Consider the following 27,000-nt stretch of genomic DNA (forward strand, 5'->3'; position numbering starts at 1 on the left):
AAACCACAGCGAAATGCAAAGATACTAAATTAGAATGGTTCTAAAGAAGTAGTTTCTCGCTCTTAACATAAATAGTATATTTGTCCTATGACATTCGAGAAAATCATTGGTCAAGATCATATTAAAAAGCATTTATCTACCTCAACTGAAAATGGTAGAATTCCACATGCACAGTTGTTTGTAGGAAAAGAAGGTTCAGGAACTTTAGCTATGGCTGTTGCATATGCAAAACTATTATTGTGTAGTTCATCTAACGACCCTGAATCTTGTACTATAAAATGTGAAAAATTACAGCATCCTGATTTACATTTTGCTTTTCCAGTAACCACAACAGACTCGGTAAAAAAACATCCTACAAGTAATTTATTTTTAGAAGAGTGGAGAGATTTTATTTTTAATACTCCTTATGGAAGTTTATTCGATTGGTTAAAAAGTATTGGTGTAGAAAATAAGCAAGGACAAATTGGAGTTGATGAAGCAGAGGATATTGTCAAAAAACTATCTCTAAAATCATATGAAGGCGGATTTAAAGTAATGATTATTTGGATGGCTGAAAAAATGAATATTGCTGCTTCAAATAAACTTTTAAAACTCATTGAAGAGCCTCCAGCTAAGACAATATTCCTTTTAGTTACGGAAGAAGAAGGTCAAATTATAAACACAATTAAATCTCGCTGCCAAGCCCTTCATTTTCCTGCTTTGAGTGAAAGTGATATCGAAAATGAATTGGTGAGTAAATATGAGGTTTCTTCAAATGAAGCAAAAAGAATTGCTCAGCAAAGTGAAGGTAACTTAAACAAAGCATTACATTTATTACATAACGACTCTAATGATTTAATTTTCGAAGAATGGTTTATCACTTGGATTCGAAGCGCATTTAAAGCAAAGGGAAATGCTGCTGTAATTCAGGATTTAATTAATTGGAGTGAAGCAATTGCAAAATCGGGAAGAGAAACTCAAAAACAATTTATTCAATATTGCTTACACTTTTTCAGACAGGCTTTACTATTAAATTATGGAACTCCAGATTTAGTTTATTTAACTCCGCAAACGGCAAATTTTAAACTAGAAAAGTTTGCTCCTTTTATTCATAGCGGAAATATACTTTCAATTGAAAAAGAATTGAACGATGCTCAATATCATATCGAAAGAAATGGTAATGCTAAAATTATTTTATTAGATCTTTCTATTAAATTGACTCGATTATTACATACCAAAGAAGAAAAAATCAACTCATAAATTATGAAATCTAACTTTTTAACCTCAATCTTATTAATTGGACTAATTTTTGCTGCTTGTAAACCAGAAAAAAAAGAGTCAGAAAAAACTATTGAACAAACTCTAGTTGAAGAAACTCTAGTTGAAGAAACTGAAATACCTCGGAAAACAGAAAAAATATCTTTAAAAGAATATATGCTAGGGAATTGGGAAACTTCTTACATTAAAATTGAATATCCAACATATAAAAAAGCAGATAGCTCTTTTGTTTTTGAAGACAATTTTAGCAATCCAAATACAGGTAGAGCACAATCCACGTATAATAATGATGGAACTTTTATAGCTTGGTTTAAACAGCCAGACGGAACCAGAGTTGGTGAAACTACAGGAAAATGGAAAACAAAAGGAGATAGTTTATTTGTTGATTATCCTTATCTGGGAAAACAAGTTCAAGCTTGGTATAACATCTTACAAACTAAAGAAGGATTTGACGGTAAAGTTATTTATGATTGGGATGATGATCAAGAGTTTGATGATATTTTAATAATGAAATCTAAAAAACTAGAATAATACTTGCTTAGTCTAAACAACATATCGCTTCGAATTCGAATATTCATCTCGATGATACTACTGGTGCTTTTAGCATCCATCTTAATTGCTAGTGTAACTATTTATCAATATGATGAACAAACAAAAGATTACAACATTCATCGTTTTGGTAGAAAAGAAAATGCAACAAGACACAATATCGATATTGAATTAAAAAGAAAAACAACTTATCCTGTTACCACAGAAAACTTATCTAAAATATTTCAGGATAGAATATATGAAATAGCTGAAATTCATAAAATTACCATTTCCATGTACGACATGAATGGAAACCCACTAAAATCTTCTATTCCATATGACTTTGAAAAAGTTGAAGAAATTCCGCTATCAAAAGAAATCGTAAATGAGTTAGCCAATAATTCAAATCATAGAATACTTAAAACTAGAAATGAAAAAAACATATCCTATTTATCCTCATATACCTACATAAATGATCTTAGGTATAAAAGAATTGGTGTTTTAGAATTAAAAATGGCTCAGGATAATGAAGAGCAAGAAAAAGAATTACAAGAGTTCATGTCGCGCTTGTTAGTGGTATATATTTTAATGTTTATTGCTGCCATCGCGTTAGCTTATTTCCTATCGAGTTATATTACCCGATCTATCCAAACGATTTCGAATAAAATTAAAGAAACCCGACTGAATAAGCAAAATGAAAAAATCACTTTATACGCTGCTAGTTCAGAGATAAACTCTTTAGTTGATGCATACAATAATATGATTGATCAGTTAGAGGATAGTGCTGTAAAATTAGCCCAAAGTGAGCGTGAGCAAGCCTGGAGAGAAATGGCAAAACAGGTAGCTCATGAAATAAAGAATCCGTTAACTCCAATGCGCTTAACAGTGCAAAGTTTCCAACGAAAATTTGACCCAACCGATACAAATATAAAAGCAAAAATAGCTGAATATAGTGAAACTTTAATTCAACAAATTGACGTAATGAGCTCCATTGCATCAGCTTTCTCGGACTTTGCTAAAATGCCAACTCAGCGTAAGGAAAATATTGATGTTGTTGATGTTGTAAAACACGCGCTTGATATATTTAATGAAGATTATATTCATTATATCCCAAAAGAATCTGAATTGCATGCATATTTAGACAAAACACAATTAATTAGAATTATTACAAATCTGGTTAAAAACGCAATCCAGGCAATGAAGGAGGACGAAACAAATCCGAAAATTGAGGTGAAAGTTTTATCACAAGATGATAATGTAATAATTACGGTGTCTGACAATGGTAAAGGAATTGTTGAAGAAAATAAAAAGTTAATTTTCGAACCAAAATTTACAACTAAAACAAGTGGAATGGGCCTTGGTTTGCCTATGATTAAAAATATTATTGAAGCCTACAACGGAACCATAACTTTTTCTTCAACTTATGGCGTAGGAACAGTATTTACTGTAACTTTACCAAAAACTTAACTTATGAACTTTGAAAACATACTCGTTGCTGTAGAGGGTAATTTAGCAAAGGTTACTATCAATAGACCTAAAAAACTAAATGCATTAAATAAAAGTACTATTGAAGAATTACATGAAGCTTTTAAAAGTCTTGAAACTAATAAAGACGTTAAAGTTATCTTGTTAACTGGTAGTGGAGAAAAGGCTTTTGTTGCCGGTGCCGATATCTCGGAATTTGCTCATTTCTCAGTGAATGAAGGAGGAAAGCTTGCTGCGAAAGGACAAGAGTTGTTGTTTGATTTTGTTGAAAATCTTAGCACACCTGTCATCGCTATGATAAACGGATTTGCCTTAGGAGGTGGATTAGAATTGGCTATGTCTTGTCATTTCAGAATTGCTTCTGATAATGCTAAAATGGGATTGCCAGAAACTTCTTTAGGAGTGATTCCTGGATATGGTGGAACGCAAAGATTACCACAATTAATAGGTAAAGGAAAAGCGATGGAACTAATTATGACAGCTGGTATGATTTCTGCAGAAGAAGCTAAAAATTACGGATTAGTAAACTATGTGGTTTCTCAGGATGAATTAGTTGTATTAGGTGAAAAATTAGCAAGTAAAATCACCAAAAATTCGTCGGTTGCTATAGGTAAAGCTATCAAAGCTGTAAACGATGGTTTTAAAGATGGCATCAATGGATTCGAATCTGAGATTAAACAATTTGGCGATTGTTTTGGTACCGAAGATTTTAAAGAAGGTACGACTGCATTTTTAGAAAAAAGAAAAGCAGATTTTCCGAACAAATAAATTTAAAGGCTTACATTGTGTAAGCCTTTTTTATGAAAAACATTGGTAAAGTTGCCCTTTTTTCAATTTTACCTTAAAATTTTAACAAAAAAACGACTAAAATGTATGAATGGTCGTTTTTTTTGTATAAATTGCACAAAATATATATTTCTCGTAAATATGCTGAAGGCAATAATTGTTGACGATGAAGATAAGGCTATCAAAAGCCTGTCTTGGGAGCTGTCTAACTTCAATGATGAAGTAGAAATAGTGAATACTTTTTCTAATCCAGAAAAGGCATTAAACTTCATTAGTAATAATCACATAGACTGTTTATTTCTTGATATCGAAATGCCCACGATGGATGGTTTTCAATTTATTGAAAAACTCCCAAGAAAAGATTTTGCCATAGTTATTACCACTGCATACAATGAATACGCAATCGAAGCTTTAAAAAAAGAAGCCATTGATTATCTTTTGAAACCGGTTGACACTGACGATTTAGAGCAATGTTTAAAAAAAGTGTCTAAGTTTAATAGAAGAATTTCTCAAGTAGAAACGGATCAAAAGTTTGAAAAAATTCTTTTTAACTTCAACCAACGTTTATCAGAAAAAAAGGTAATTATAAATGCCGATGGCAAACTTATATTTCTTAAACCAGAAGAAATTGTTTGCGTAGAATCTGATGGAAACTACAGTTCTATCCATACTATTGATGCTAAAAAAATAGTAGTTACTAAAAAACTTAAAGAAGTAAATAGTTTGCTTCCTGAAGATATGTTTTTCAGAATTCATAACTCTTACATAATTAACTTAAACAAGGTTAAAGAATATTATAAAACAGATGGGTATGTAATTTTAGAAATGAATCATAAGATTCCTGTTTCTAGACAGAAAAAAACTGAGTTTCTAGATAAATTTTAAAATGACCAAAAAAAGTATATTATTTCTTTTTCTTTTACAGCCTTTCTTCATCTTTTCTCAAGATAAAGAAAATGACGTTGCAACTTCTGAACTCATCTCTAAATATTTCAGAGAGAAAATTGATAATTACTTTGAACTTGACTCTCTGTTATACAACCAAACAAATAAAAAACTTCAAACTAAAGAAAAAACAGTTAAGCTTCTGGAATTGAGCTTGAAAAATGGCTATTTAATTGGTCAAATTGCAACTCATAATAACTTAGGGCTTATTTTAAGACAAGAGTCTAATTTTGACATGTCTATCAAGCACTACAAAAAGGCTATAGAATTATCAAAAAAAAATGAACTTCATGAAATTGAAGCATTTACGCTGAATTTATTAGGGGCTTGTTATCGTCGAAATGATGATGTGAGAAATGCCCTGAATTGTCATCAGGCAGCACTTTCTATTTCAAAGAGGAACAGTGAAAAAGAATCATCAAATTACAAGAAAATAAATAGTATCTCAATAAATAGTATTGGTAATATTTATTTAGCATTACAGCAATATAATTTAGCCTTAAATGAATTTGAAAAATCTCTCCAGATATCCAAAGAACTTCAAAATTCTTTAGGTTTAGCTATTAACTATGAAAATATAGGTTTTGCTCAAGAGAATTTATTGTTATTTGATGAAGCAATTCAAAATTATGAACAATCACTAAAAGTAAATCAAGATATAAACTCTACTCGTGGAATCATAATTTGTTATAACAATTTGAGTAGTGTTTATCTTAAAAAAGGAGACTATAAGAAATCGTTAGAATATGTTGAACAGATATACCCGAAAGCTGTCGATTACAACAACAATTATTATCTAGCTAGAACACTCAGTAATTACGGTGGAGCATTACTTAAAAATAATCAGCTCGAGGAAGCCGAGTTGAAATTAAAAGAAGGATTAGAATTATCAAAAAAATATAATTTCAAGAAAAGTGAGATTGCTACAACTGCCTTCTTATCAAAATTATATGAAAAACAGGAGAAGTTTGACTTAGCTTTTGATTACTTCAAAAAATCAACGGAAATAGAAAAAATAACAGTAGGTCAGAAAAATATTGCTTACGTAAATAACTTAATTTCAAAACACGATTTACAATCAAAAATTAATGAAATTGCTTATTTAGAGACACAATCTGAAATTGAATCTTTACAGTTTTATCGCAATAGAAATATTTTAATTATTACTTTGATTACAATTGCGTTGTTAAGTATTGCGCTTTATTCTATTTACAGACAACGTTTACTAAATAACGATCGTAAAATATTACTTCTAGAGCAACAAGCGTTACAAACACAAATGAATCCTCATTTCATATTTAATGCTTTAAACTCTATCAAATTATATATTATAAACAACGAACAGAAACAGGCGGTTTATTACCTGAACAAGTTTTCTAAACTTATTCGTAATATCCTTGATGTTTCAAAAATTAAAGAGGTAAGCTTAAAAGAGGAGTTAGCCACCATGGATTTATACATGAGTATTGAAAATATTCGGTTCTCAAATGAAATAAATTATCAGGTTGATATCAATCCAGATATGAATACAGATACCATTAAAGTTCCTCCATTAATTTTACAACCTTTTTTAGAAAATGCTTTATGGCACGGGCTTTCTTCTAAAGAAAGTAATAAAAAAATTACGCTAACAGCCAGCAAAATATCGGACTCTGTTGTTGAAGTTAATATTATAGATAACGGAATTGGTAGAGCTGCAGCTGCAAAAATCAAGGAAGGAAAATCTCTAAAGCGTAAGTCGGTTGGTATCGATTTAACTAAAGAAAGATTAAAAACCTTTTCAGAAGATTATGATGATGAGTTTTCGTTAACATATCATGATTTAACAAATGAAGACGGTTCTCCGGCTGGAACGAAAGTTTCACTAAGATTTCCTGTTGCTTAAAATTCAAACCTTAACTGTATCCAAACTGGATCTTTTTTCTCTGTGTCTAAATTACTCAAAGAAATACCTAATAGCCGGACAGAATTTTTCAGCCGTTCTTGCATCAATAATTCTTTAATTAAAGGATAAAACTCATCTTTTTTCTGCAAGTAATTATCTACTGTTTTACTTCTGGTTTGTTGTGTAAAATCGCTGTATTTTATTTTTAAAGTAACTGTTTTTCCTTTAGTTTGAGAACGAATCATTCTTCTTTCTAATTCCTCAGCTATAAACTCTAACTTCTTTAGCATAAAAATTTCAGAAGACAAGTTTTCATTCAATGTTCTTTCTGCTGCAATTGATTTTCGAACTCTATCTGGCTTTACTTCGCTATTATGTATTCCTCGAACTATATTGTAATAATGTTTTCCAGACTTCCCGAATAAAGACACTAATTCTTCTAAAGATCTTTTTTTTAAATCAGCACCATTAAAAATACCATGATTATGCATTTTAGAAGCTGTTACTTTTCCAACACCATAAAACTTTCCTACTGGTAACTCCTCTAAAAAAGCCAGTACTTCATCTGGGTTAATTGTTTTCTGTCCGTTAGGCTTGTTTATATCAGAAGCTACTTTCGCTATGAATTTATTTATAGAAATTCCAGCTGAGGCACGCAATTCCAGTTCATTCCAAATTCTATCTCTTATTTCTTGGGCAATTAAACTAGCTGATGGATTTCCTAACTTATTTTCGGTAACATCTAAATAGGCCTCATCTAGAGATAATGGTTCAACCAAATCTGTGTAATCATAAAAAATCTCACGAATTTTAGTTGAAATCTCTTTGTATCGATCAAATCTCGGTTTTACAAAAATGATTTGAGGACATTTTCTTTTGGCCAAAACGCCACTCATGGCAGAACGAACTCCAAATTTTCTTGCTTCATAACTTGCCGCTGATACCACTCCGCGAATTTCACTTCCACCAACAGCAACAGGTTTTCCTCTCAAATCAGGATTATCCAATTGTTCTACAGACGCATAAAAAGCATCCATATCAACATGAATAATTTTACGAAAAGGAGGTTGTAATTCCATTCTATAAAATTAAAAAAAGCGCTCGAATGAGCGCTCCTATTTATGCATTACATGTGTTCCCTTTTTGAAACTTTAACTTTTCAGATCTTCCTTTCTTGAAGATTTTATTACTTGCATGCTTACCTTTTCGCAAAGCTTTTTGTTCTTCATAAGGTAAATGAATTATTTCCTGGCATTCTGTTGAACAGGTATTCTCCATTTTCTCGGCACACTCATCACATTGAATAAATAATAAATGACAACCTTCATTTGCACAGTTTGTATGTGTATCACAAGGTTTCCCGCACTGATGACAATTTGATACTACATCATCAGAGATTCTCTCAGCTCTTCTGTGATCAAACACAAAGTTCTTTCCAATAAATTTATTATCAATTCCTTCTTCCTTTACCTGACGTGTATATTCAATAATTCCGCCTTCTAGTTGGAACACATTTTTAAATCCTTTATGCTTGTAGTAAGCGGAAGCCTTTTCACAACGAATTCCTCCTGTACAATACATTAAAAGGTTTTTATCTTCTTTATGCTCTTTTAAATCCTCTTCAATAATATCTAAAGAATCTCTAAACGTATCAACATCTGGTGTAACTGCTCCTTTGAAATGACCAATTTCACTTTCATAATGATTACGCATATCAACACAAACCGTATTAGGATTAGCTAACATTTCATTAAATTCTTTGGCTGATAAGTGAACACCTTTATCTGTTACATCAAAAGTTTCATCATTCAAACCATCAGCAACAATTTTATTTCTCACTTTAATTTTAAGCTTAAGAAAAGATTTATTGTCTTGCTCTACAGCTACATTCAGACGAATGTCTTTCAGGAAAGAAATATTATCTAGTTGCTCTTTTAACGCTAAAAAATTCTCAGCTGGAACAGAAATTTGAGCATTGATTCCTTCGTAAGAAACATATGTTCTTCCAAGGACATCAAGCTTGTCCCATTCAATAAATAATTTGTCTCTAAAGAGTTGTGGATTTTCTATCTTGTAATATTGATAGAATGAAATAGTAAGACGGTCTTTTCCGGCTTCGTCAATTAATTTAGCGCGTTCTTCTGCGCTTAACTTGTTGTACAGTTGCATGCTATACCTTTTTAAGTTAAACAATATTTTAAGCGACAAAGGTAGTTTTTTAGTTTTTTAATTACAAAACAACAATTTGTTATAAATTAAACATTTTGTGAAATTTTCTAATTTCTAAGTGGTTGCAAAACTTTTTTTCTTGAAATTTGTAGCTCATAATTTAATATTAACGAATAAATAAGCACATTTTGTTATGAGAGTAGCTGTAGTAGGAGCAACTGGAATGGTAGGTAACGTAATGTTACAAGTATTAAAAGAACGTAACTTTAAATTTAGCGAATTATATTTAGTTGCCTCTGAACGTTCGGTAGGTAAACAGATTGAATTTAGCGGAAATACATATACAGTAATTGGTTTACAAGATGCGGTTAATTTAAAACCAGATATTGCTTTATTTTCGGCTGGAGGAAGTACTTCATTAGAATGGGCACCGAAGTTTGCTGAAGTTGGAACTACTGTAATTGATAATTCATCTGCTTGGAGAATGAACCCTAATAATAAGTTAATTGTACCAGAAATTAACGCTGATGAATTAACTGAAAATGATAAAATTATTGCCAACCCAAACTGTTCTACCATACAAATGGTTATGGCATTAGCTCCTTTACATTCAAAATACAACATGAAGAGATTGGTTATTTCGACATACCAATCAATTACTGGAACCGGTGTAAAAGCTGTTCAACAGTTGGAAAACGAAGTAAATGGAGTCGATGGAGAAACTGCATATCCTCATCCTATTCATAAAAATGCTTTACCTCATTGTGATGTTTTTGAAGAAGCAGGCTATACAAAAGAAGAACTTAAATTAACTCGTGAAACCCATAAAATACTTAATGATGCGAGTATTGGAATTACAGCTACTGCTGTAAGAATTCCTGTGGTTGGAGGGCATTCTGAATCTGTAAATATTGAATTTGAAAATGATTTCGAACTATCAGAGGTAAGAACTCTTTTATCGGAAACTCCAGGAGTTGTAGTTCAAGATAATATTGAAAACAACGAATATCCAATGCCTTTAAATGCTCATGGTAAAGATGAAGTTTTTGTTGGTCGTATTCGTAGAGACTTATCTCAACCCAATTCATTAAACCTATGGATTGTATCAGATAACTTGAGAAAAGGTGCTGCTACCAATGCAATTCAAATTGCAGAATATTTAGTTTCAAAGAACTTAATTAAAAGTCCTACCTTATCAATATAAGTTACCTTGTTTATAAATTGAAAATCCTGCTGCAAAGCGGGATTTTTTATTTTTGCATATGAACAAATCAGAAATAATCCAAAACACCATTGACTTCGTAAAAGAAACATTGAAAAATGCTGAAGGTGGTCATGACTATTTTCATATAGAAAGAGTTTACAAAAACTCCTTAACTATTGCTGAAAAAGAGGAAGGCGCTGACTTATTTATTGTTTCACTAGGAGCGTTACTTCATGACATTGCAGATAGCAAATTTCATAATGGAGATGAAACCATCGGACCAAAAGTCGCTACTGAATTTTTAAAATCTCATAATGTAGACTCTCAAAGTATTGAGCACGTAAAAAACATCATTGAAAATATTTCTTTTAAAGGAGGGAATTTCAAGCAAAATTTCAAATCACTCGAACTTGATATTGTTCAGGACGCAGATCGATTAGATGCCATAGGAGCTATTGGAATAGCTCGATGTTTTAATTATGGTGGATTTAAAAATAGAGCTTTATACGACCCTGAAGTAAAGCCTAATTTAAATATGACTAAAGAAGAATACAAAAAGTCAACTGCTCCAACAATAAATCACTTTTATGAAAAGCTATTATTATTGAAAGACAAAATGAATACTAAAAGCGGAAAGGAGATTGCCGTGCAAAGACATCAATTTATGGAACAATTTTTAACTCAGTTTTTCAACGAGTGGGATTCTAAAAAATAATCTTTTTTAACACAATAATTAACCTATGTTAATTAAATGTTACGAAAATGTTGCTTTATTTGTAATGAACATGTCAAAACTGACATTGTTATAGATTTGAAACCCTATTTTTAATAATCCCCTTATACACAAAAAAACGCTCAATGTAAATATTGAGCGTTTTTTTTATAATCTATCAGTTAGTTTCTTAAGCCTCGAAAGGAACTATTGAAACGTATGATTTGTTATCTCTTTTCTTTTGGAATTGAACAATACCATCAACTTTAGCGTGTAAAGTATGATCTTTCCCCATATAAACATTTTCACCTGGGTTATGTTGTGTTCCTCTTTGACGAACAATAATGTTACCTGCGATAGCAGCTTGTCCTCCAAAAATTTTAACTCCTAATCGTTTCGATTCCGATTCACGACCGTTTTTCGAACTACCGACACCTTTCTTATGAGCCATCTTTTATAGTTTTTTAAAGGTTAATTATTTACTTAATGCTTCAATTAATTCAGCTTTCTTTAAAGAAGTGTATCCAGTAATACCTCTTTCTTTAGCTAGAGCTTTTAATTCAGCAACTGTCATTGAACTTAAATCTTTAGATTCAGCTTTAGCTTCTTTAGCTGGTGCTTCTTTCTTAGTTTCTGCTTTTGCTTTTGGTTCAGCTTTCTTAGTAGCCTTTACACCTGAAGCAGCAATACTTTCGATTTGAATTTCACTTAAGTATTGACGGTGACCATTTTTCTTCTTGTAACCTTTTCTTCTCTTCTTCTTGAAAACGATTACTTTGTCTCCTTTTAAGTGACCTAAAATCTTTGCAGTTACTCCTGCACCTTCTATAGCTGGGGCGCCAACAGTTACATTACCTTTGTCTTCAATTAACATTACCTTGTCAAAAGTTACTTTAGAACCTTCTGCTTCTGGTAAACGGTGAACGTAAACTTTTTGGTCTTTTGCTACTTTAAACTGCTGCCCTGCTATCTCTACGATTGCGTACATACTAATTTGTTTTGCGTTTTATACTTTAATTATATACAGCATTTTAACTAAAATGCGGGTGCAAATATACGTTTTTTTACTGTAAAACAACACTTTAAACATAAAATAATTTAACCCTTTTTAAATTCTTATTTTTGAAGAAATTTTTTTCGTGTTTAAGTAATATTTCTGTAACAAATAACACTTAAGTGCGTCAAACCAAAAAATCATTAAATAATCAAATCAAGACTGATGAAAAAAACCATATTAACGCTTACTGCTGTGGCTGCTTTTTTTTCTGCTCAAGCTCAACAAGTAGCTTTTGAAGAATATGATTTAAATAACGGAATGCACGTTATTTTACACAAAGACAATTCTGCACCAGTAGTAGTAACTTCTGTAATGTATCATGTAGGTGCTAAAGATGAACAACCGAACAGAACAGGAATGGCTCACTTCTTTGAGCATTTACTTTTTGAAGGAACTAAAAACATCAAAAAAGGTGACTGGTTTAAAATAGTTTCTTCTAATGGAGGTAGAAATAACGCAAACACTACCGATGATAGAACTTATTATTATGAAATTTTTCCATCAAACAACTTAGAATTAGGTTTATGGATGGAATCTGAGCGTTTATTACACCCAATTATTAAACAAGACGGTGTTGACACTCAAAATGAAGTAGTAAAAGAAGAGAAAAGATTACGTGTAGACAACCAGCCGTATTCTCGCTTTTTAGAAAATGTAAAGAAAAATATTTTCAAGAAGCACCCTTATAAAGGAACTACTATTGGAAAAATGGAGCACTTAGATGCAGCCACTTTGGAAGAATTTTTAGCGTTCAACAAGAAGTTCTACACACCTAACAACGCAACTTTAGTTGTAGCTGGTGATATAGATGTGAAAGAAGCTAAAAAGTTAATTAAAGAATACTTTGGAAGAATTCCAAGAGGCGAAGAAGTAACTAGAGATTTTCCAAAAGAAGATCCTATTACAAAACAAATTGAGGCTAAGGCTTATGACCCGAACATTCAAATTCCTGCAATTATGCAAGCCTATAGAACCCCTTCAATGAAAACAAAGGATTCTAGAGTTTTAGACATGATTTCTTCATACTTAAGTACAGGAAGAAGCTCTGTATTATATAAGAAGTTAGTTGACAACAAAAAGATGGCTTTACAAGCTGGTGCAATTAACTTAAGTCAAGAAGACTATGGAACTTATATTTTATATGCATTGCCATTAGGAAAAGTTGCTTTAGCTGATTTAACTAAAGAAATTGATGCTGAAATTGTAAAACTTCAGAATGAGTTAATTTCTGAAAAAGATTTCCAAAAATTACAGAATCAGTTTGAAAACAGATTCGTAAACTCTAACGCAAGTTTAGAAGGAATTGCAAATTCACTTGCTCGTTATAATGTTCTTTACGGAGACACTAATTTGATTAATACTGAAATTGATATTTTCAGATCTATTACAAGAGAAGATATTAGAGATGTTGCAAGAAAATATTTAAATCCTAATCAGAGATTAGTGATGGAATATTTACCAGAATCGAAGAAATAATTTCAATATCTAAAAAGAACGAAACAACAATCATGAAAACAAAAATATTATCATTCATAGCAATTTTAGCAATGTCTTTTGCTGTAAATGCTCAAAGAGATTTAAACAAACAACCGAAACCTGGACCTGCACCAAAAATTAAGCTTGGGAAACCAGAAAAGTTCAAACTTCCTAATGGTTTACAAGTAATTATGGTTGAAAACCACAAATTACCTAGAGCTTCTGCAAGTTTAACTATTGATAACAAACCTGTTTTTGAAGGAGATAAAGCTGGTTTATCTAATATGATGGGGAGTTTATTAGGTAATGGTACAACATCAATATCTAAAGATGACTTCAATGAAAAAATCGATTACCTAGGAGCTAATGTAAGCTTCTTTAGAAGTGGAGCATTCGCTTCGTCTTTAAAGAGATACTTTCCAGAGATTTTAGGATTAATGGCTGATGGAGTAAAGAATTCTGTTTTTTCTAAAGAGGAGTTCGACAAAGAAGTTGAAAGAACTTTAGAAGGTTTAAAAAACAACGAAAAGAATGTTACAGCTATCGCTCGTAGAGTTGAAGATTACTTAACTTATGGAAAAAACCATCCTTTTGGTGAATACACTACTCCAGAGTCTGTAAAAAACATCACTTTAGAGGATGTAAAGAATAACTATAACACTTACTACAAACCGAACAACGCTTATTTAGTAGTTGTTGGTGATATTAATCCTAAGGAAATTAAAAAATTAGTTACAAAATTATTTGGTGATTGGAAAAAAGGAGCTATTCCTGATTATACAATGCCTAAGACTACTAATCCAGAAACGACAGAAATCAACTTTATTGATATGCCAAACGCAGTTCAATCTGAAATTGCCGTTGTAAATAATATTGATTTAACTTTAGGAGATAACGATTATTATGCTGCTTTATTAGCAAACAACATTTTAGGTGGTGGTGGTACTGCTCGTTTATTTATGAACTTAAGAGAAGATAAAGGATACACATACGGTTCTTACTCTAGATTAAGCCAAAGTAGATATGCAGGAACTTTTAGAGCTACTGCTAGTGTTCGTAATATGGTTACAGATAGCGCAATGGTTGAATTACAAAAGGAAATCAACAAAATTCGTTATCAAAAAGTTTCTGAAGAGGAATTAAAAAATGCAAAAGCTAAGTATGTTGGAGATTTCGTAATGGATGTTCAAAAACCTAGAACTGTAGCAAATTTCGCATTAAATATTGCTCGTTATAACTTACCTAATGATTTCTATGAGAAATATTTAGAAAACATTAATGCAGTTACTTTAGATGATGTTCAAAATGCAGCTATCAAATATTTTAAAGGAGATAAGGCCAGAATTTTTATTACTGGTAAAGGAATTGAGGTTCTTAAAAATTTAGAGAAAACTTCTGATTATGCTATTAAGTATTTCGATAAAAAAGGAAACGCTACTACTAAACCAAAAATGAGTTTACCGATTCCTGCAGGAGTTACTGCAAGCACAGTTGTTGACAAGTATTTTGAAGCTATTGGCGGTAAAGATAAAGTTGCTGCGGTAAAAACAGTAATGACTGTTTCTAACGCTAAAGTTCAAGGAATTGAAATTACATTAACGAGTAAAACAGCAGCTCCAAATAAAGCTTCTGTAGTGATTTCTGGAATGGGACAAACTTTTAGTAAGCAAATTTTTGATGGAACTAAAGGTTATGCCGAAGCGCAAGGAAGAAGAAAAGATTTAGAAGGAAAAGACTTAGAGGAAGCTAAAGCTAAAAAATATCCTTTCCAAGACGAAGTTTATAAAGCTGGAAAACTTGATAGAATTGAACCTGTTGATGGTAATAATGCATATGTTATTAAGTATAATGATACCGAGATTTTTTATGATATGAAATCGGGATTAAAGATCAAAACATTAAGAACAGCAAAAGGACCACAAGGAGAAATGAAAGTTCCTACAACTTTTAGTGATTACAAAGAAGTTAATGGAATCAAATTTCCACACAAGACTGTTGTAAAACAAGGACCAATGGACTTGAATTTTGAGGTTAAAGAAATTAAAATTAACGAAGGAGTTACTGATGCAGATTTTCAGTAATCAAAGTTAATATCAATATTAAAAAGAGTCGGAATATTATTTCGGCTCTTTTTTATTTATTCTTATTTACCAAATACACACCAACCAAAATAATTACCCCTGCGGCTAATTGAATCACACTCAGTTTTTCGCCATCTAAAATTCCCCAAATTACAGCTACAATCGGAATTAAATATGTTACTGAAGAAGAAAAAATTGGAGAGGAAATTTGAATTAACTTATTAAACATAATTTTAGCAAATCCTGTTCCTACCAAAGCTAAAATAGTAATATAAAGCAATGCCGGTTTTGTCGTTTCAGTTAATTCAAAAGAACTAAAAAACCCTGTAAAAGTTAAAATCAATAATGCTGGAATTATAATTAAAATAAAATTACCAGTTGTAATTGCAATTGCGTCTAAATCTTGTAAGTGTTTTTTTATAATATTCACATTAAAAGCATAACCTATAGAAGAAGCTATAGGCAATAATGCGAACCAATAATTTTGATTCGGATTTAAATCTGCTCCTTTTAAAATTAAAATTAGTGTTCCTATTAAACCTACCAAAATTCCTATAATTTGTTTTTTTTGAAATAAGAAACCAAAGACTAAAGTTCCAACAATAAGTGTATTAAACGGAGTTAGTGAATTCAGTATAGAAGCAATTGAGCTGTCAATTTTATCGATAGCAAAGGCATACAAAAAAGAAGGAAAAAGAGTTCCTAAAAGTGCACTAAGAAAAACATATTTCCATTGTTCCTTCTTAATCTTTTTCAAACTTTTAAAACCAATTATTAACAAGAAAGAAGCCGTAATTAAAATTCGCAAAGCTCCTACTTGAAGTGGAGTTAAACCTAACAATGCTTTTTTCATTAAGATAAAAGAACTTCCCCATATTAAGGACAGCATTACTAAAACTACCCACTTAAATTGATTTTTATTCATCTCGTCGTTTAAAACGTAAAATTCGTCTATTTTAAATACATTAGAATCTTTTTTTGATAAATTTGCGTAATAATTTAATAGATGTTTATAATGAAATTATTCAAATCAGTAATCGTCTTATTCTTAATGGCTTCTATCGTTACTAGCTGTAAATCTGAAGCAAAAAAGGAGGAGACGAAAGAAAATAAAGAAACTACCGTTGCTAAAGCAGAGATGCTTTCTTTAAACGTATCAGGTATGTCTTGTGAAATAGGATGTGCTAAAACAATAGAATCTAAACTTGCTAAGAAAGAAGGTGTTTTAGAGGCTAAAGTTGTTTTTGCTGATAGTTTAGCAACTATAAAATATGATGCAGAAAAAATCGACAAAGCCAGCTTAATTGCTTTCGTAGAAGGAGTTGGTGATGGTCATACCTATAAGGCTAGCGAGTCTGGAAAAATGGCATGTGCTAGTGACTGTAAAATGGCATGCTGCACTAAAGCTGATAAAAAAGCTTGTGCGGAAGATTGTAAAAAAGAATGCTGTACTGCAAAAGAAGCTAAAAATTGTTCTGACAGTAAAGAAGACTGCTGTAAGGATACAGCTAACAAACTAGCTTGTGTGGAAGATTGCAAAAAAGAAAATTGTGCTGCAAAAAAAGCATAATTTAAATTTATTTTAAAGAAAAGCGTCCTAGATTGTAGGGCGCTTTTTTTATGCTTTTAACTTATCTTTGCAAAAACATTTTTTTGATGAAAAAACACTTTCCTCGAGTTGTAAAAATTACCTTAATCTCTGTTTACTTAATTTTTTTAGCTGGAGCCATCGTTCGTATGACTGGCTCTGGAATGGGTTGTCCTGATTGGCCGAAATGTTTTGGATATTATATTCCTCCTACTTCAGAAGAGCAAATTACTTGGGAACCTAACAAAGAGTTTAAAGAAGGAATGATTATAGTAAAAGACGAAGTTCTTTATGTGGCTCAAAAAGATTTAACAACTTCTTCTGACTTCAATATTGCAAATTGGGAAAAATATACAAAGCATGATTACGCTAAGTTTAACAAATATCACACTTGGACCGAATACATAAATCGCTTAGTATCTGTCGTAGCAGGTTTTGTTTTTCTATTTCTACTGTATGGTGCTTTGCAATTTCGAAAAGAAAACAAAACAATTACAATTATTTCGTTTGCTGCGTTCTTTTTAATGCTGTTTGAAGCATGGTTAGGTAAAACAGTTGTAGACACTAATTTGAAACCAACCATCATCACCATTCACATGGTAATTGGTTTAGTTATTGTTGCTTTACTTTTATATCTACGTTTTATTGTTACCGAAAAAAACAACACTTATAAATTCGATACTTTGTTCAATCGACTACTGATAGTATCAGTTGTTTTCTCTTTAATTCAGATTGCGATGGGAACACAGGTTCGTCAATTTATTGATGAACAAGTAAAACAATTTGGATTTGAAAACAAACAATACAGTTTAATGAACCCTAGTTTTAAGTTTTATTTCCACAGGTCTTTTACCATAGCAATTATTTTGGTAAACGCTGGGATGTTTTATTTAAATCAAGTAAAAAATCTAGGTTATAAACTGGTAAATTGGATTGTTTTCTTAATCTTTTTAGAAACCATTACCGGAATTTTAATGTACTATGCAGAAATTCCAATTGGAACTCAAGCAGTGCATTTATTAGCTGGCGCTATTCTATTTGGATTACAGTTTTACCTATGGCTACAAAGTAGAAAAGTGAGACGTTTAGCGTAATTGTAGATGAATATGATCATCATGCCTTACAGCTTGACAACCATGAAATCGAATTTTTGAATTGCTTAATCTCATTCTACTTTTTAAATGAGGTTCAATAAATATTTTTTCTACTTCCTTGTGCTTTAAAAGTATATTGATGAGCTCTTTGGTTGCTTTATTCGAAAACTGTAAATCTCGATTAATTCGACCAAGAGTCAGGTATTTTGGAAAATCATATTGCCAATATCCTTTTCGTTTACAAATACTAATTTGATTGTACTCATGAGCAATTGGATTTTCATACACACCATAACCACTTACGGAAGGTTTTCTGTTCGTTAATTTACCATTTCCATCCTCATAAATTAAAGCCAAGTCGATTTTTTTTCCATCATTATGACTTAAATGTGGCAGCAACGGAAAACCATTAAAAAAAGGAAAATTTGCATCCAAATAAATCAATTTTATACCGGTATTTCTCTTTTCAAAATCCTGCGCCACAGATTGTAAAATTTCATTCATCTTCGGAACAACATAGTTTCTATTGGTAAGTGTGTAGAAAAAAGATCTAGGTTGAAGGTTTTCCGAATTGGAAATTTTTTCTCTTCCAAAAAATGGAGAAACCACAGGAATTACAAAACAGGTAAACGCTAAATAAGTAACAGAAAAATAAATGAGTCTTATCTTTCTAGTTCTTTTTCTAAGGGCTAAAATTACAGCTAGATAGATAAAACCTCCTATTTGGGTTAATACCGTTAAAAAAAGGAATAAAATTAAATGAAGTGCAATTTTAAAAACATTCATATCTCTTTTAAAATTACTCCTTCCACTCCAAGGATTCCATCATCTTAATCATATCTTGTTTGATATAATCTACAGCGGGAAGCACGCTATCATAATTTGGTTTTGAATAGAAAAACAAAGATGCTTTTAAAAAATGCTTTACACTATCGGTAACATGAAACTGAACCTGTGATGCTGCATTGCCGGAGATATCATATAACTTTCCGTAAACCTTTTTTTCATCATTTGAATAATCTCTCGAAGAAATATTATCAGCTTTAATGGTATGTTCAAACACCAATTTATCAGCTTCCATTAACAACTCTTTTAAATTATCTTGAATGGGTCTGTAAGTTATATCAACTGACGCTCTCAATTTTGGGTATCTAATTTTCAACCAGTTTTTAGGAAGTTTTTCAATTTTTGTTGATGCCGGAATTTCAAAAGTGTAAGGTCTTTTCTCAGTTATCTTCTTATATTCTTTTTGAGGGTATTGTAAACTAAGATATGCTTTTGGCTTTGGTATTACTTCACCACCACAACTTACAATAACCAATATCAACAACATCAAAATATACCTATACATTTCTCGTAACTTTTACCTGTTTAATTCTTTTTCTATCAAGAGCTTCTATAGTAAAAACGTAATTTTTAAAATATATTTTCTCTGCTCTTCTTGGAAATTTACCCGAAACCTCCAATATAAAACCTGCTAAGGTTTCGCTCTCTCCTTTTTCATCTTCAAACACCGCTTCGTCTTCATCTAATACCCTACATAAATCTCTCACGGTAATTTTTCCTTCGAAAACAAAGTTGTTCTCATCTATTTTTGAATAGCTTAAGTCGTCGTTATCAAACTCGTCATTAATATCTCCTACAATTTCTTCAATAACATCTTCAAGTGTCACAATTCCACTTGTTCCTCCATACTCATCAACTACAATTGCTAGGTGGTTTTTCTTATCTTGAAATTCCTTCAACAAATCATCTAACTTTTTATTTTCTGGAACAAAAAACGGTTCCCTCAATAAATTTTGCCAATTAAAAGTTTTCTTGTTAAGATGTGCTAATAAATCCTTCGCATATAAAACACCAACAATATTGTCGATATTTTCATGATATACAGGGTTTCTCGAATATCCATTATCGAGGATAATTTTCAAAACCTCTTCATAAGGTTTATCATCCGAAATCGCACAAACATCAGTTCTGGGTTTCATGATTTGCACTGTTTCGGTGTTTCCAAAGGTTACGATTCCTTCAAGTATTTTTTGCTCATCTTTAGTTGTTGAATCTTCTGAAGTTAACTCTAGAGCTTGCGATAATTTTTCGACAGAAAGATTATTGTTTTTGTTACCTAATCTACTTTCTATACTATTTGTAAGACCTATTAAAGGCGAACTTAAAGGAGTTAAAATAGTATTTAAAACATATATTGGTTTTGCCATAAAATTGGCAAATAATAATGATTTCCTGCTTGCATAAACTTTTGGCAGCACTTCTCCAAAAAGCAAAATTAAAAACGTAACTAATCCTACTTGAATAAAAACTTTAACCACTGAAGCTGGAATAGCAATGAAACCTAACTCTAATGAAAAATTTAAACCTCCGAACATATAATCTTCTAAAGAAGCAAAAATTAATACAATTAGAATATTAATAAAGTTGTTGGTTACCAATATTGTACCTAGGAGTTTTTTAGGTTTTTCCAATAGTTTAACAACAATGCTTTTCCCTTTTGTTTCTTCATTTAGCTCATCTAAATCAGTTTGAGAAAGCGAGAAAAAAGCTACTTCTGTTCCTGAAACTAAAGCAGAGCATATTAATAGAATAAATAGAGCAATTAAACTAGATGTTGTTATAAATGTAGCGTTAGTTATGAATAAAAAATAGGGTTCTGGATCCAAATTTTAAATTTTAATTAAACTAAAATGGTAAATCATCCTCTTCATTAGAAACAGGAGGATTTGTGTTTTGAATCGGTTGAGACTGATTCATATTAGAAGGAGCATTAAGTTCTTTCTTTGTTGAAAGAAATGTCATTTCCTGAACCTGAATTTCAGTAGAATATCTTTTCTGTCCATCTACTTCATACTGGCGATTTTTGATTCTTCCTTCCAAATAAACTTTATCTCCTTTTGTCAAATACTTTTCACAAATTTCAGCGAGCTTGTTTCTTACAACAATATTATGCCAATCGGTATTAGATACTCTTTCACCAGTTTGACGATTGGTATATGTCTCATTCGTAGCTAAAGGAAATCTTCCTATTGAATTTCCTCCTTCGAAATAATGCATTTTAACCTCATCACCTAAATGACCTATTAAAATTACTTTATTGATTGTTCCTGACATATTTTAATTGTTGTGTAATTCCAAATATACAAATTAACTTATTTCGTTTTTGTATAATCTTTTAAAAAATTGCTGATTAATACTGATGTTGGAAATTGCTCAATAGTTCTCCAATCGATTAAATCCTCGTTAATGGTATTTACTTTTATAATCCAAAACTTTGTGAACAAATGCTGGTGCGATAATTTGTGGATAATTTCTTCTTTGTTGAAAAGTGATATTTCGGCATCATTTGGAATCAACTTTAAAAAATCATCATTAGTAATTAACTCTTTTACAGAAACACTTTTCTGTGTTTCAACTAAAGGAAATTGATATAAGCCTTGCCAAATTCCTTTTCCGGTTCGTTCGGTAAAGATGGTTTTGTCATCATTTGTGATAATTACCACATAATTAAAATAGCGCTTCTTTACCTTCAGTTTTTTAAGCTTCACAGGAAGTTCGCTAACAATGTCCTTCTCAAACGCAACACAATTACTTGCTAGTGGACATTCATTACAAAGTGGATTTTGAGGCTTACAATGCAACGCACCAAAATCCATAATTGCCTGATTATATCTGCCTGGTTGCTCTTCTTGAATTATAGATTGCGCTAGCGCTTTGAACTCTTTAATTCCTTCTGTTGAATTAATCGGTTTATCAATACCAAAAAAACGTGCTAATACTCGATATACATTTCCGTCTACTACAGCCGCCGCTTCATCAAAACAAATAGAAGCAATTGCCGATGCTGTATAATCACCAATTCCTTTTAATTTGAGTAACTCTTTATATGAATTTGGAAAAACTCCATTTAGCTCATTGGCAACATATTTTGCTGTAAAATGTAAATTACGAGCACGAGAGTAATACCCTAATCCTTGCCATAGTTTTAAAACCTCACTTTCTTCGGCATTTGCTAAGTCCGAAACCGTAGGAAATGCCTCGGTAAACTTTAAAAAATAAGGCAAACCTTGCGCCACTCGAGTTTGTTGTAACATAATTTCGCTAAGCCAAATTTCGTATGGGTTTTTAGTTTTTCGCCAAGGTAAATCTCGATTATTTTTTAAATACCAGTTTATCAGAGTTTTATAAAAAAACATTTCTTAAATTTAGGTTTTCGAAAATACAGCAATTAATTTATACTTTTTTTAAGAACAATTATTTTACGAATTGATTAATTATCATATATTTGCACGCTCGTAAAAACAAAATTCACATATAAAATATATATATAATGACAAAAGCAGATATCGTATCGAAAATTTCAGACAAAACAGGAATAGAGAAAGCTGATGTATTAGCTACTGTTGAGGCATTCATGACTGAAGTTAAAGATTCATTAGAAAGTGGAGATAATGTATATTTAAGAGGTTTCGGAAGTTTTATTATTAAGACAAGAGCTGAAAAAACTGGTAGAAACATTTCTAAGAATACAACTATCAAAATCCCTGCTCACAACATTCCAGCTTTTAAACCAGCTAAAACATTTACAGAAGGTGTAAAAGCTAAAGTTGCTGTTAAGTAAACAATATTAACTCACTCTTTTTAAAAGAGTCTATAAAACATTATTAACTATGCCAAGTGGTAAAAAAAGAAAGAGAGCTAAAATCTCTACACACAAAAGAAAGAAAAGAGCAAGAGCAAATCGTCACAAGAAAAAGTAAGTAGTTTCTACTTACTTTTTTCGCTTGCTTAAAGAAGCACAAAGTTCTTTGAAATTGAGGTTATAATACCTCATTGGTATTTTAAAATACCTGCTTACAAAATCTTAATCCGTTTATATTATACACTAATGTAAACACAAAAATTATTCAGATGAAAACAGAATTAATAATTCGTTCCAATTCTTCTGATATTGATTTTGCCTTATTAAGAGATGGTAGACTTGTTGAATTAAACAAAGAAACAAGCGACAATAAATTTTCAGTTGGAGATATATTCCTGGCCAAAATTGGGAAAGTAATGACTGGATTAAACGCCGCTTTTGTAAATGTTGGATATCCAAAAGATGGTTTCTTACATTATCATGATTTAGGACCACAAGTACTGTCATTAAGTAAATTTATAAAGAAAGTAAGCACAGGTAAATTTAAAGAGTTCACATTAAAAAACTTCCGTTCAGAAGAAGATATCGATAAAAACGGAGGTATTAACGACGTACTAAAATCAGGTCAAAATTTATTAGTTCAAATCGTAAAAGAACCTATTTCTACTAAAGGCCCTAGAATAAGCTCAGAGCTTTCTATCGCCGGTAGATTTTTAGTTTTAGTTCCTTTTTCAAACAGAGTATCGGTTTCACAGAAAATAACCGATAATAAAGAAAAAGAACGCTTAAAGAAATTAGCAAAAAGTATTAAGCCGAAAGGTTTTGGACTTATCTTACGAACAGTTGCTGAAGGAAAACGAGTAGCTGAATTAGATAAGGACTTACAAAACTCGCTAGACCGTTGGAAAACATTATGCAAAAGAATTGCAAATTCCAACACTCCTACGAAAGTGTTGAGTGAGTTAGATAGAGCATCTTCAATTTTAAGAGATGTTATGAACGATTCTTTTACTAATATTATAACTAATGATGAGAGTTTAAAAATAGAAATCAAGGAGTACTTGCAAAAGATATATCCTGAGAAAGAAAATATAGTTAAGCTCCATAGATCTAACGTTCCAATTTTTGAAAAATACGGTATTGAAAGACAAATTAAAACTTCTTTCGGAAGAACCGTATCTATGAGTAAAGGAGCTTATTTGGTTATCGAACACACAGAAGCTTTACATGTTATAGATGTAAATAGTGGTAACAGATCCAATAAAGCAAAAAACCAAGAAGAAACAGCGTTAGAAGTTAATTTAATTGCTGCAACAGAAATTGCACGACAATTACAATTAAGAGACATGGGTGGTATTATAGTAGTTGATTTTATAGATATGAAAACTGCCGAGAATAGGCAAAAGTTATATCAACACTTAAAAGAAGCCATGTCTTTAGACAGAACTAAACACAAGATACTACCTCCAAGTAAGTTTGGGTTAGTACAAATTACACGTCAAAGAGTTAGACCTGAACTCGAAATAAAAACTCGTGAACCGAATCCTAATAAAAATGGTGAAGTTGAAGCTCCAATTGTATTAATTGATGAGATTGAAGCTGAATTAGACCGTATTTTAAATAGCGATGTAGACTATGTTGATATTACATTAAATGTTCATCCATTTATTGCAGCATACCTTACCAAGAATTTATTATCTATTCGCTTTAAATGGTTACTTCAACACAAAAGATGGATTAAAATTATACCTAGAGATGCTTATCAGTATTTACAATATCATTTTTCTTATAGAAAAAAGAATAAATAACAAGGCATTTTCTTATTAAGAAATTAAATCCTGCTCGTTTCATTACTAGCAGGATTTTTTTATTTAAAACCAGAAACCTAAGTTGAACAACCAGAAGCGGTCGTTGTGATCTGGAGACCAAGCGTATTTAAGTTCAATAGGACCTAATAAGGTTTCTAAACTATACCCTACTGCATATCCAGATTTCGTTTCGTTTAACAATTCTCCTCTGTTCAAAACATTTTTACCAACTCTTGCGTAATTCGCTAAGACACCTAAATGATGATTTTCAAATAATTTATAACGAAAATGAAACTCAGACTTTAGAAAAGATTGATCGCTTAAAGAAGAAATTTCATAACCATAAAAAGGAATAAAATTGTTAATATAATTTTGGTTATATCCTCCTAAACGATAGTCAAATATTTCAGAATCCTCCTCACCCAACGTGAAACCTGCCTCAGATATAAATTGAAATGTTAATCGATTATAAAACGTTTTTGCGAAGCTTAATCTACCATCTATTTGAGAATATTGATTGAAACCAATACTTCCAGGAGCAAAATTACTTAAGCTCTCATTTCTGTTCGACAGTAAAAACCACCTAAACTTTGTGCTGATTGAAAACCCTTTAGTTGGCAAGGCATTTTTATCATGAGTATCTACATGTAAAAATGCAAAAGGATTGAAATATACACTTTCATCAAACAATGTTTCCTCTCCATTAGTAAGGAATGTATCTGATGAAACTCTTAAGGTTTTCAACTCAATTCCAGCTCCAAAAGCTGTTTTCTTACTAAATGTTGTTTGAAAATAAGCTTTGTTTGTAAAGTCTCGATAAGAAACATTAATCTTATTCAAATTGTTCTCGTTAAATAGCACTCCAGAATTAAAAGAGTTATATCTCGAAGCTATTCCAAAGCTCAATAAATAACCATTATCGATTAAATACTCTATATCATATCTAATTTTATCACCAATCACCACATCAAAAGAAAGTTCATCATTTTTGAAAAACATCTTTTTGTGATTATAATTTAGCAAAACCCCTGTTTTATATAAATTGTCATAATGAAGACCAAAACTTAAAAAAGTCTTGATGTCATTCTCTTTTACAGTAATATTTATTTTTTTTCCTTCAAAAGACTTCTCAAGGCTATAATCTACTCTTTGAAAATTTTTGGTAGCCGTTAATGCGTTAATTTTTTTTGAAATTTCATTATAGGAAACAGAATCTCCTTCTTTCAACCTCAACTTACCTAAAACATAATCTTGGGTATAATTTTTATTCCCTTTTAAAATAATTCTGTCAATTAAAAATCGCTTATTTCTGGGTTTACTATTAATTGTTTGTTTCTGATTATTTTGAACACCTTGTTTCTTTGCTATCTCCAGAAAAACACTTCGAAATTGCTTTGCTTTTCTATTTCCTTCTTTCAAAATAGCCTCTTTATCATCAAAAGAAACTACTGTGTATTCATTAATATCTGGATGAATATGAATGTCTAACTTTTCTATTTGTTCGTCTGATTTGCGATACATTTGAAAATTCACAATCTGACTCAATAGTGATGCTACTGAAGTTAATTCATCTCGTTTTAAAAGTGTTCCTTGCACATTAACTCCAATAATAATATCTACACCCTTTTCCTTCATTCTATCGACAGGAAAATTATTTGCTACTCCTCCATCAACAATTAATCTTCCTTTTACCTCAACTGGATTTAATAACGTAGGAAAAGACGCACTTGCTCTTAATGCTAGTGGCAATGACCCATTCTCCAAAATCACTTCTTGACCCGTTTCTATATCTGTACCAACACAAAAAAATGGAATAGGGAGTTTTGAAAAATCCGAAATCTCATCTACTGGCGATAATATTTCCGTCAAAAGATTTAATACATTTTGACCTTTTGATAGTCCTAAAGGCAAGCCTATACTTCCATTCTTGACTGGAAGAGTAACAGCAGTTTTTCCTAAAAACACTTTTTCAAAATAAGGCGTTTCTTCTCTTGGAACATTATCCTGAATTACAGATAAAAAATCAATTTCTCTAATAAGTTTTTCAATTTGATCAGCTGAGTAACCAGAAGCATACATTCCTCCGATAATAGCCCCCATACTTGTTCCCCCTATATAATCAATCTTTACATTGGCTTTTTCAAGCTCTTTAAGAACGCCTATATGAGCAAATCCTTTTGCCCCACCGCCACTTAATACTAAACCAACTTTTGGTCGCTCTTGCGAGTAGCTATATAAAAAAAAGATTAGCAACAATAACGTTAGCTTACTTTTCAT

Annotated in this window: 25 protein-coding genes; 14 read left to right on the forward strand and 11 right to left on the reverse strand. The window is 31.3% G+C overall.

The genetic code is table 11. The features are described 5' to 3' along the window. Positions 1 to 87 precede the first annotated feature (87 nt). The 6 genes from ACOSP6_RS05450 (at position 88) to ACOSP6_RS05475 (ending at position 6,886) form a co-directional block, all read left to right on the forward strand. On the forward strand, positions 88 to 1,239 hold the full coding sequence (locus tag ACOSP6_RS05450) for an ATP-binding protein (protein ID WP_422094966.1): 1,152 nt from the start codon (positions 88 to 90) through the stop codon (positions 1,237 to 1,239). 3 nt (positions 1,240 to 1,242) lie between these two features. Further along, positions 1,243 to 1,788, forward strand: a complete 546-nt coding sequence (locus ACOSP6_RS05455) for a hypothetical protein (RefSeq protein ID WP_422094965.1) — start codon at positions 1,243 to 1,245, stop codon at positions 1,786 to 1,788. A 51-nt stretch (positions 1,789 to 1,839) separates the two neighbouring features. Continuing rightward, complete coding sequence (locus tag ACOSP6_RS05460) at positions 1,840 to 3,252, forward strand: sensor histidine kinase (protein ID WP_422094964.1); 1,413 nt, start codon at positions 1,840 to 1,842, stop codon at positions 3,250 to 3,252. 3 nt (positions 3,253 to 3,255) lie between these two features. Then, complete coding sequence (locus tag ACOSP6_RS05465; RefSeq protein WP_422094963.1) at positions 3,256 to 4,038, forward strand: enoyl-CoA hydratase/isomerase family protein; 783 nt, start codon at positions 3,256 to 3,258, stop codon at positions 4,036 to 4,038. A 159-nt stretch (positions 4,039 to 4,197) separates the two neighbouring features. Then, on the forward strand, positions 4,198 to 4,941 hold the full coding sequence (locus ACOSP6_RS05470; RefSeq protein WP_422094962.1) for a LytR/AlgR family response regulator transcription factor: 744 nt from the start codon (positions 4,198 to 4,200) through the stop codon (positions 4,939 to 4,941). A 1-nt stretch (position 4,942) separates the two neighbouring features. Continuing rightward, positions 4,943 to 6,886 carry a tetratricopeptide repeat protein gene (locus ACOSP6_RS05475; protein ID WP_422094961.1) on the forward strand — a complete coding sequence of 648 codons (1,944 nt, stop codon included), beginning with the start codon at positions 4,943 to 4,945 and terminating at the stop codon, positions 6,884 to 6,886. Here the strand turns inward: ACOSP6_RS05475 and dinB are convergent. Both dinB and ACOSP6_RS05485 read right to left on the reverse strand, forming a co-directional pair. After that, positions 6,883 to 7,965: a DNA polymerase IV gene (dinB, locus tag ACOSP6_RS05480; RefSeq protein WP_422094960.1), complete on the reverse strand. Its 1,083-nt coding sequence runs from the start codon at positions 7,963 to 7,965 to the stop codon at positions 6,883 to 6,885. The two genes, ACOSP6_RS05475 and dinB, sit on opposite strands and share 4 nt — an antisense overlap. Before the next feature lie 40 nt (positions 7,966 to 8,005). Then, positions 8,006 to 9,055, reverse strand: a complete 1,050-nt coding sequence (locus ACOSP6_RS05485; protein ID WP_422094959.1) for a rhodanese-related sulfurtransferase — start codon at positions 9,053 to 9,055, stop codon at positions 8,006 to 8,008. 193 nt (positions 9,056 to 9,248) lie between these two features. Here ACOSP6_RS05485 and ACOSP6_RS05490 point away from each other — a divergent pair, with 193 nt between their 5' ends. Both ACOSP6_RS05490 and ACOSP6_RS05495 read left to right on the forward strand, forming a co-directional pair. Next, positions 9,249 to 10,259: an aspartate-semialdehyde dehydrogenase gene (locus tag ACOSP6_RS05490; RefSeq protein WP_422094958.1), complete on the forward strand. Its 1,011-nt coding sequence runs from the start codon at positions 9,249 to 9,251 to the stop codon at positions 10,257 to 10,259. Between the two features lie 58 nt (positions 10,260 to 10,317). After that, entirely contained in the window at positions 10,318 to 10,974 is a 657-nt protein-coding gene (locus ACOSP6_RS05495) for an HD domain-containing protein (RefSeq protein WP_422094957.1), read from the forward strand. A gap of 187 nt (positions 10,975 to 11,161) precedes the next feature. Here ACOSP6_RS05495 and rpmA read toward each other — a convergent pair whose 3' ends face one another. Then, complete coding sequence (gene rpmA / locus ACOSP6_RS05500; protein WP_132791640.1) at positions 11,162 to 11,422, reverse strand: 50S ribosomal protein L27; 261 nt, start codon at positions 11,420 to 11,422, stop codon at positions 11,162 to 11,164. Between the two features lie 24 nt (positions 11,423 to 11,446). Next, positions 11,447 to 11,959 carry a 50S ribosomal protein L21 gene (rplU, locus tag ACOSP6_RS05505; protein ID WP_422094956.1) on the reverse strand — a complete coding sequence of 171 codons (513 nt, stop codon included), beginning with the start codon at positions 11,957 to 11,959 and terminating at the stop codon, positions 11,447 to 11,449. A 231-nt stretch (positions 11,960 to 12,190) separates the two neighbouring features. On the opposite strand from rplU, the gene ACOSP6_RS05510 reads away from it, so the two are divergent. Next, complete coding sequence (locus ACOSP6_RS05510; RefSeq protein WP_422094955.1) at positions 12,191 to 13,504, forward strand: M16 family metallopeptidase; 1,314 nt, start codon at positions 12,191 to 12,193, stop codon at positions 13,502 to 13,504. 32 nt (positions 13,505 to 13,536) lie between these two features. Then, the gene (locus ACOSP6_RS05515) at positions 13,537 to 15,585 is read left to right on the forward strand and encodes a M16 family metallopeptidase (RefSeq protein WP_422094954.1); all 2,049 of its coding nucleotides are present in this window, start codon (positions 13,537 to 13,539) and stop codon (positions 15,583 to 15,585) included. A gap of 52 nt (positions 15,586 to 15,637) precedes the next feature. Here the strand turns inward: ACOSP6_RS05515 and ACOSP6_RS05520 are convergent, their stop codons facing one another. Further along, positions 15,638 to 16,510 carry a DMT family transporter gene (locus ACOSP6_RS05520; RefSeq protein ID WP_422094953.1) on the reverse strand — a complete coding sequence of 291 codons (873 nt, stop codon included), beginning with the start codon at positions 16,508 to 16,510 and terminating at the stop codon, positions 15,638 to 15,640. A gap of 90 nt (positions 16,511 to 16,600) precedes the next feature. Here ACOSP6_RS05520 and ACOSP6_RS05525 point away from each other — a divergent pair, with 90 nt between their 5' ends. After that, entirely contained in the window at positions 16,601 to 17,155 is a 555-nt protein-coding gene (locus ACOSP6_RS05525) for a cation transporter (RefSeq protein WP_422094952.1), read from the forward strand. A gap of 86 nt (positions 17,156 to 17,241) precedes the next feature. After that, on the forward strand, positions 17,242 to 18,267 hold the full coding sequence (locus ACOSP6_RS05530; RefSeq protein WP_422094951.1) for a COX15/CtaA family protein: 1,026 nt from the start codon (positions 17,242 to 17,244) through the stop codon (positions 18,265 to 18,267). Here ACOSP6_RS05530 and ACOSP6_RS05535 read toward each other — a convergent pair. The 5 genes from ACOSP6_RS05535 to mutY are packed head-to-tail and all read right to left on the reverse strand — an operon-like array spanning position 18,259 to position 22,469. Beyond that, on the reverse strand, positions 18,259 to 19,053 hold the full coding sequence (locus ACOSP6_RS05535; RefSeq protein WP_422094950.1) for a hypothetical protein: 795 nt from the start codon (positions 19,051 to 19,053) through the stop codon (positions 18,259 to 18,261). The genes ACOSP6_RS05530 and ACOSP6_RS05535 overlap by 9 nt on opposite strands. A 13-nt stretch (positions 19,054 to 19,066) precedes the next feature. Beyond that, a complete protein-coding gene (gene gldD, locus ACOSP6_RS05540; protein ID WP_422094949.1) occupies positions 19,067 to 19,618 on the reverse strand; it encodes a gliding motility lipoprotein GldD in 552 nt (183 codons plus the stop codon). After that, on the reverse strand, positions 19,611 to 20,939 hold the full coding sequence (gldE, locus tag ACOSP6_RS05545; RefSeq protein ID WP_422094948.1) for a gliding motility-associated protein GldE: 1,329 nt from the start codon (positions 20,937 to 20,939) through the stop codon (positions 19,611 to 19,613). The genes gldD and gldE overlap by 8 nt, the downstream gene beginning before the upstream one ends. Before the next feature lie 19 nt (positions 20,940 to 20,958). Further along, positions 20,959 to 21,387, reverse strand: coding sequence for a single-stranded DNA-binding protein (locus tag ACOSP6_RS05550; RefSeq protein WP_422094947.1), 429 nt, complete (start codon positions 21,385 to 21,387; stop codon positions 20,959 to 20,961). A 38-nt stretch (positions 21,388 to 21,425) separates the two neighbouring features. Further along, positions 21,426 to 22,469, reverse strand: a complete 1,044-nt coding sequence (gene mutY / locus ACOSP6_RS05555) for an A/G-specific adenine glycosylase (protein ID WP_422094946.1) — start codon at positions 22,467 to 22,469, stop codon at positions 21,426 to 21,428. A gap of 134 nt (positions 22,470 to 22,603) precedes the next feature. On the opposite strand from mutY, the gene ACOSP6_RS05560 reads away from it, so the two are divergent. Then, positions 22,604 to 22,894, forward strand: a complete 291-nt coding sequence (locus tag ACOSP6_RS05560) for an HU family DNA-binding protein (protein WP_100926201.1) — start codon at positions 22,604 to 22,606, stop codon at positions 22,892 to 22,894. A 290-nt stretch (positions 22,895 to 23,184) separates the two neighbouring features. Then, positions 23,185 to 24,723, forward strand: coding sequence for an Rne/Rng family ribonuclease (locus ACOSP6_RS05565; protein ID WP_422094945.1), 1,539 nt, complete (start codon positions 23,185 to 23,187; stop codon positions 24,721 to 24,723). Between the two features lie 63 nt (positions 24,724 to 24,786). Here ACOSP6_RS05565 and ACOSP6_RS05570 read toward each other — a convergent pair whose 3' ends face one another. Then, positions 24,787 to 27,000, reverse strand: coding sequence for a patatin-like phospholipase family protein (locus ACOSP6_RS05570; protein WP_422094944.1), 2,214 nt, complete (start codon positions 26,998 to 27,000; stop codon positions 24,787 to 24,789).

It is taken from the genome of Tenacibaculum sp. MEBiC06402, assembly GCF_049239625.1.
GTDB lineage: Bacteria > Bacteroidota > Bacteroidia > Flavobacteriales > Flavobacteriaceae > Polaribacter.

Excerpts from the sequence above, each read along its gene's own strand:
- ACOSP6_RS05450 (WP_422094966.1), top strand. The coding sequence starts at position 88 with ATGACATTCGAGAAAATCATTGGTCAAGATCATATTAAAAAGCATTTA.
- ACOSP6_RS05455 (WP_422094965.1), top strand. The coding sequence starts at position 1,243 with ATGAAATCTAACTTTTTAACCTCAATCTTATTAATTGGACTAATTTTT.
- ACOSP6_RS05460 (WP_422094964.1), top strand. The coding sequence starts at position 1,840 with ATGATACTACTGGTGCTTTTAGCATCCATCTTAATTGCTAGTGTAACT.
- ACOSP6_RS05465 (WP_422094963.1), top strand. The coding sequence starts at position 3,256 with ATGAACTTTGAAAACATACTCGTTGCTGTAGAGGGTAATTTAGCAAAG.
- ACOSP6_RS05470 (WP_422094962.1), top strand. The coding sequence starts at position 4,198 with ATGCTGAAGGCAATAATTGTTGACGATGAAGATAAGGCTATCAAAAGC.
- ACOSP6_RS05475 (WP_422094961.1), top strand. The coding sequence starts at position 4,943 with ATGACCAAAAAAAGTATATTATTTCTTTTTCTTTTACAGCCTTTCTTC.
- dinB (WP_422094960.1), bottom strand. The coding sequence starts at position 7,965 with ATGGAATTACAACCTCCTTTTCGTAAAATTATTCATGTTGATATGGAT.
- ACOSP6_RS05485 (WP_422094959.1), bottom strand. The coding sequence starts at position 9,055 with ATGCAACTGTACAACAAGTTAAGCGCAGAAGAACGCGCTAAATTAATT.
- ACOSP6_RS05490 (WP_422094958.1), top strand. The coding sequence starts at position 9,249 with ATGAGAGTAGCTGTAGTAGGAGCAACTGGAATGGTAGGTAACGTAATG.
- ACOSP6_RS05495 (WP_422094957.1), top strand. The coding sequence starts at position 10,318 with ATGAACAAATCAGAAATAATCCAAAACACCATTGACTTCGTAAAAGAA.
- rpmA (WP_132791640.1), bottom strand. The coding sequence starts at position 11,422 with ATGGCTCATAAGAAAGGTGTCGGTAGTTCGAAAAACGGTCGTGAATCG.
- rplU (WP_422094956.1), bottom strand. The coding sequence starts at position 11,959 with ATGTACGCAATCGTAGAGATAGCAGGGCAGCAGTTTAAAGTAGCAAAA.
- ACOSP6_RS05510 (WP_422094955.1), top strand. The coding sequence starts at position 12,191 with ATGAAAAAAACCATATTAACGCTTACTGCTGTGGCTGCTTTTTTTTCT.
- ACOSP6_RS05515 (WP_422094954.1), top strand. The coding sequence starts at position 13,537 with ATGAAAACAAAAATATTATCATTCATAGCAATTTTAGCAATGTCTTTT.
- ACOSP6_RS05520 (WP_422094953.1), bottom strand. The coding sequence starts at position 16,510 with ATGAATAAAAATCAATTTAAGTGGGTAGTTTTAGTAATGCTGTCCTTA.
- ACOSP6_RS05525 (WP_422094952.1), top strand. The coding sequence starts at position 16,601 with ATGAAATTATTCAAATCAGTAATCGTCTTATTCTTAATGGCTTCTATC.
- ACOSP6_RS05530 (WP_422094951.1), top strand. The coding sequence starts at position 17,242 with ATGAAAAAACACTTTCCTCGAGTTGTAAAAATTACCTTAATCTCTGTT.
- ACOSP6_RS05535 (WP_422094950.1), bottom strand. The coding sequence starts at position 19,053 with ATGAATGTTTTTAAAATTGCACTTCATTTAATTTTATTCCTTTTTTTA.
- gldD (WP_422094949.1), bottom strand. The coding sequence starts at position 19,618 with ATGTATAGGTATATTTTGATGTTGTTGATATTGGTTATTGTAAGTTGT.
- ACOSP6_RS05550 (WP_422094947.1), bottom strand. The coding sequence starts at position 21,387 with ATGTCAGGAACAATCAATAAAGTAATTTTAATAGGTCATTTAGGTGAT.
- mutY (WP_422094946.1), bottom strand. The coding sequence starts at position 22,469 with ATGTTTTTTTATAAAACTCTGATAAACTGGTATTTAAAAAATAATCGA.
- ACOSP6_RS05560 (WP_100926201.1), top strand. The coding sequence starts at position 22,604 with ATGACAAAAGCAGATATCGTATCGAAAATTTCAGACAAAACAGGAATA.
- ACOSP6_RS05565 (WP_422094945.1), top strand. The coding sequence starts at position 23,185 with ATGAAAACAGAATTAATAATTCGTTCCAATTCTTCTGATATTGATTTT.
- ACOSP6_RS05570 (WP_422094944.1), bottom strand. The coding sequence starts at position 27,000 with ATGAAAAGTAAGCTAACGTTATTGTTGCTAATCTTTTTTTTATATAGC.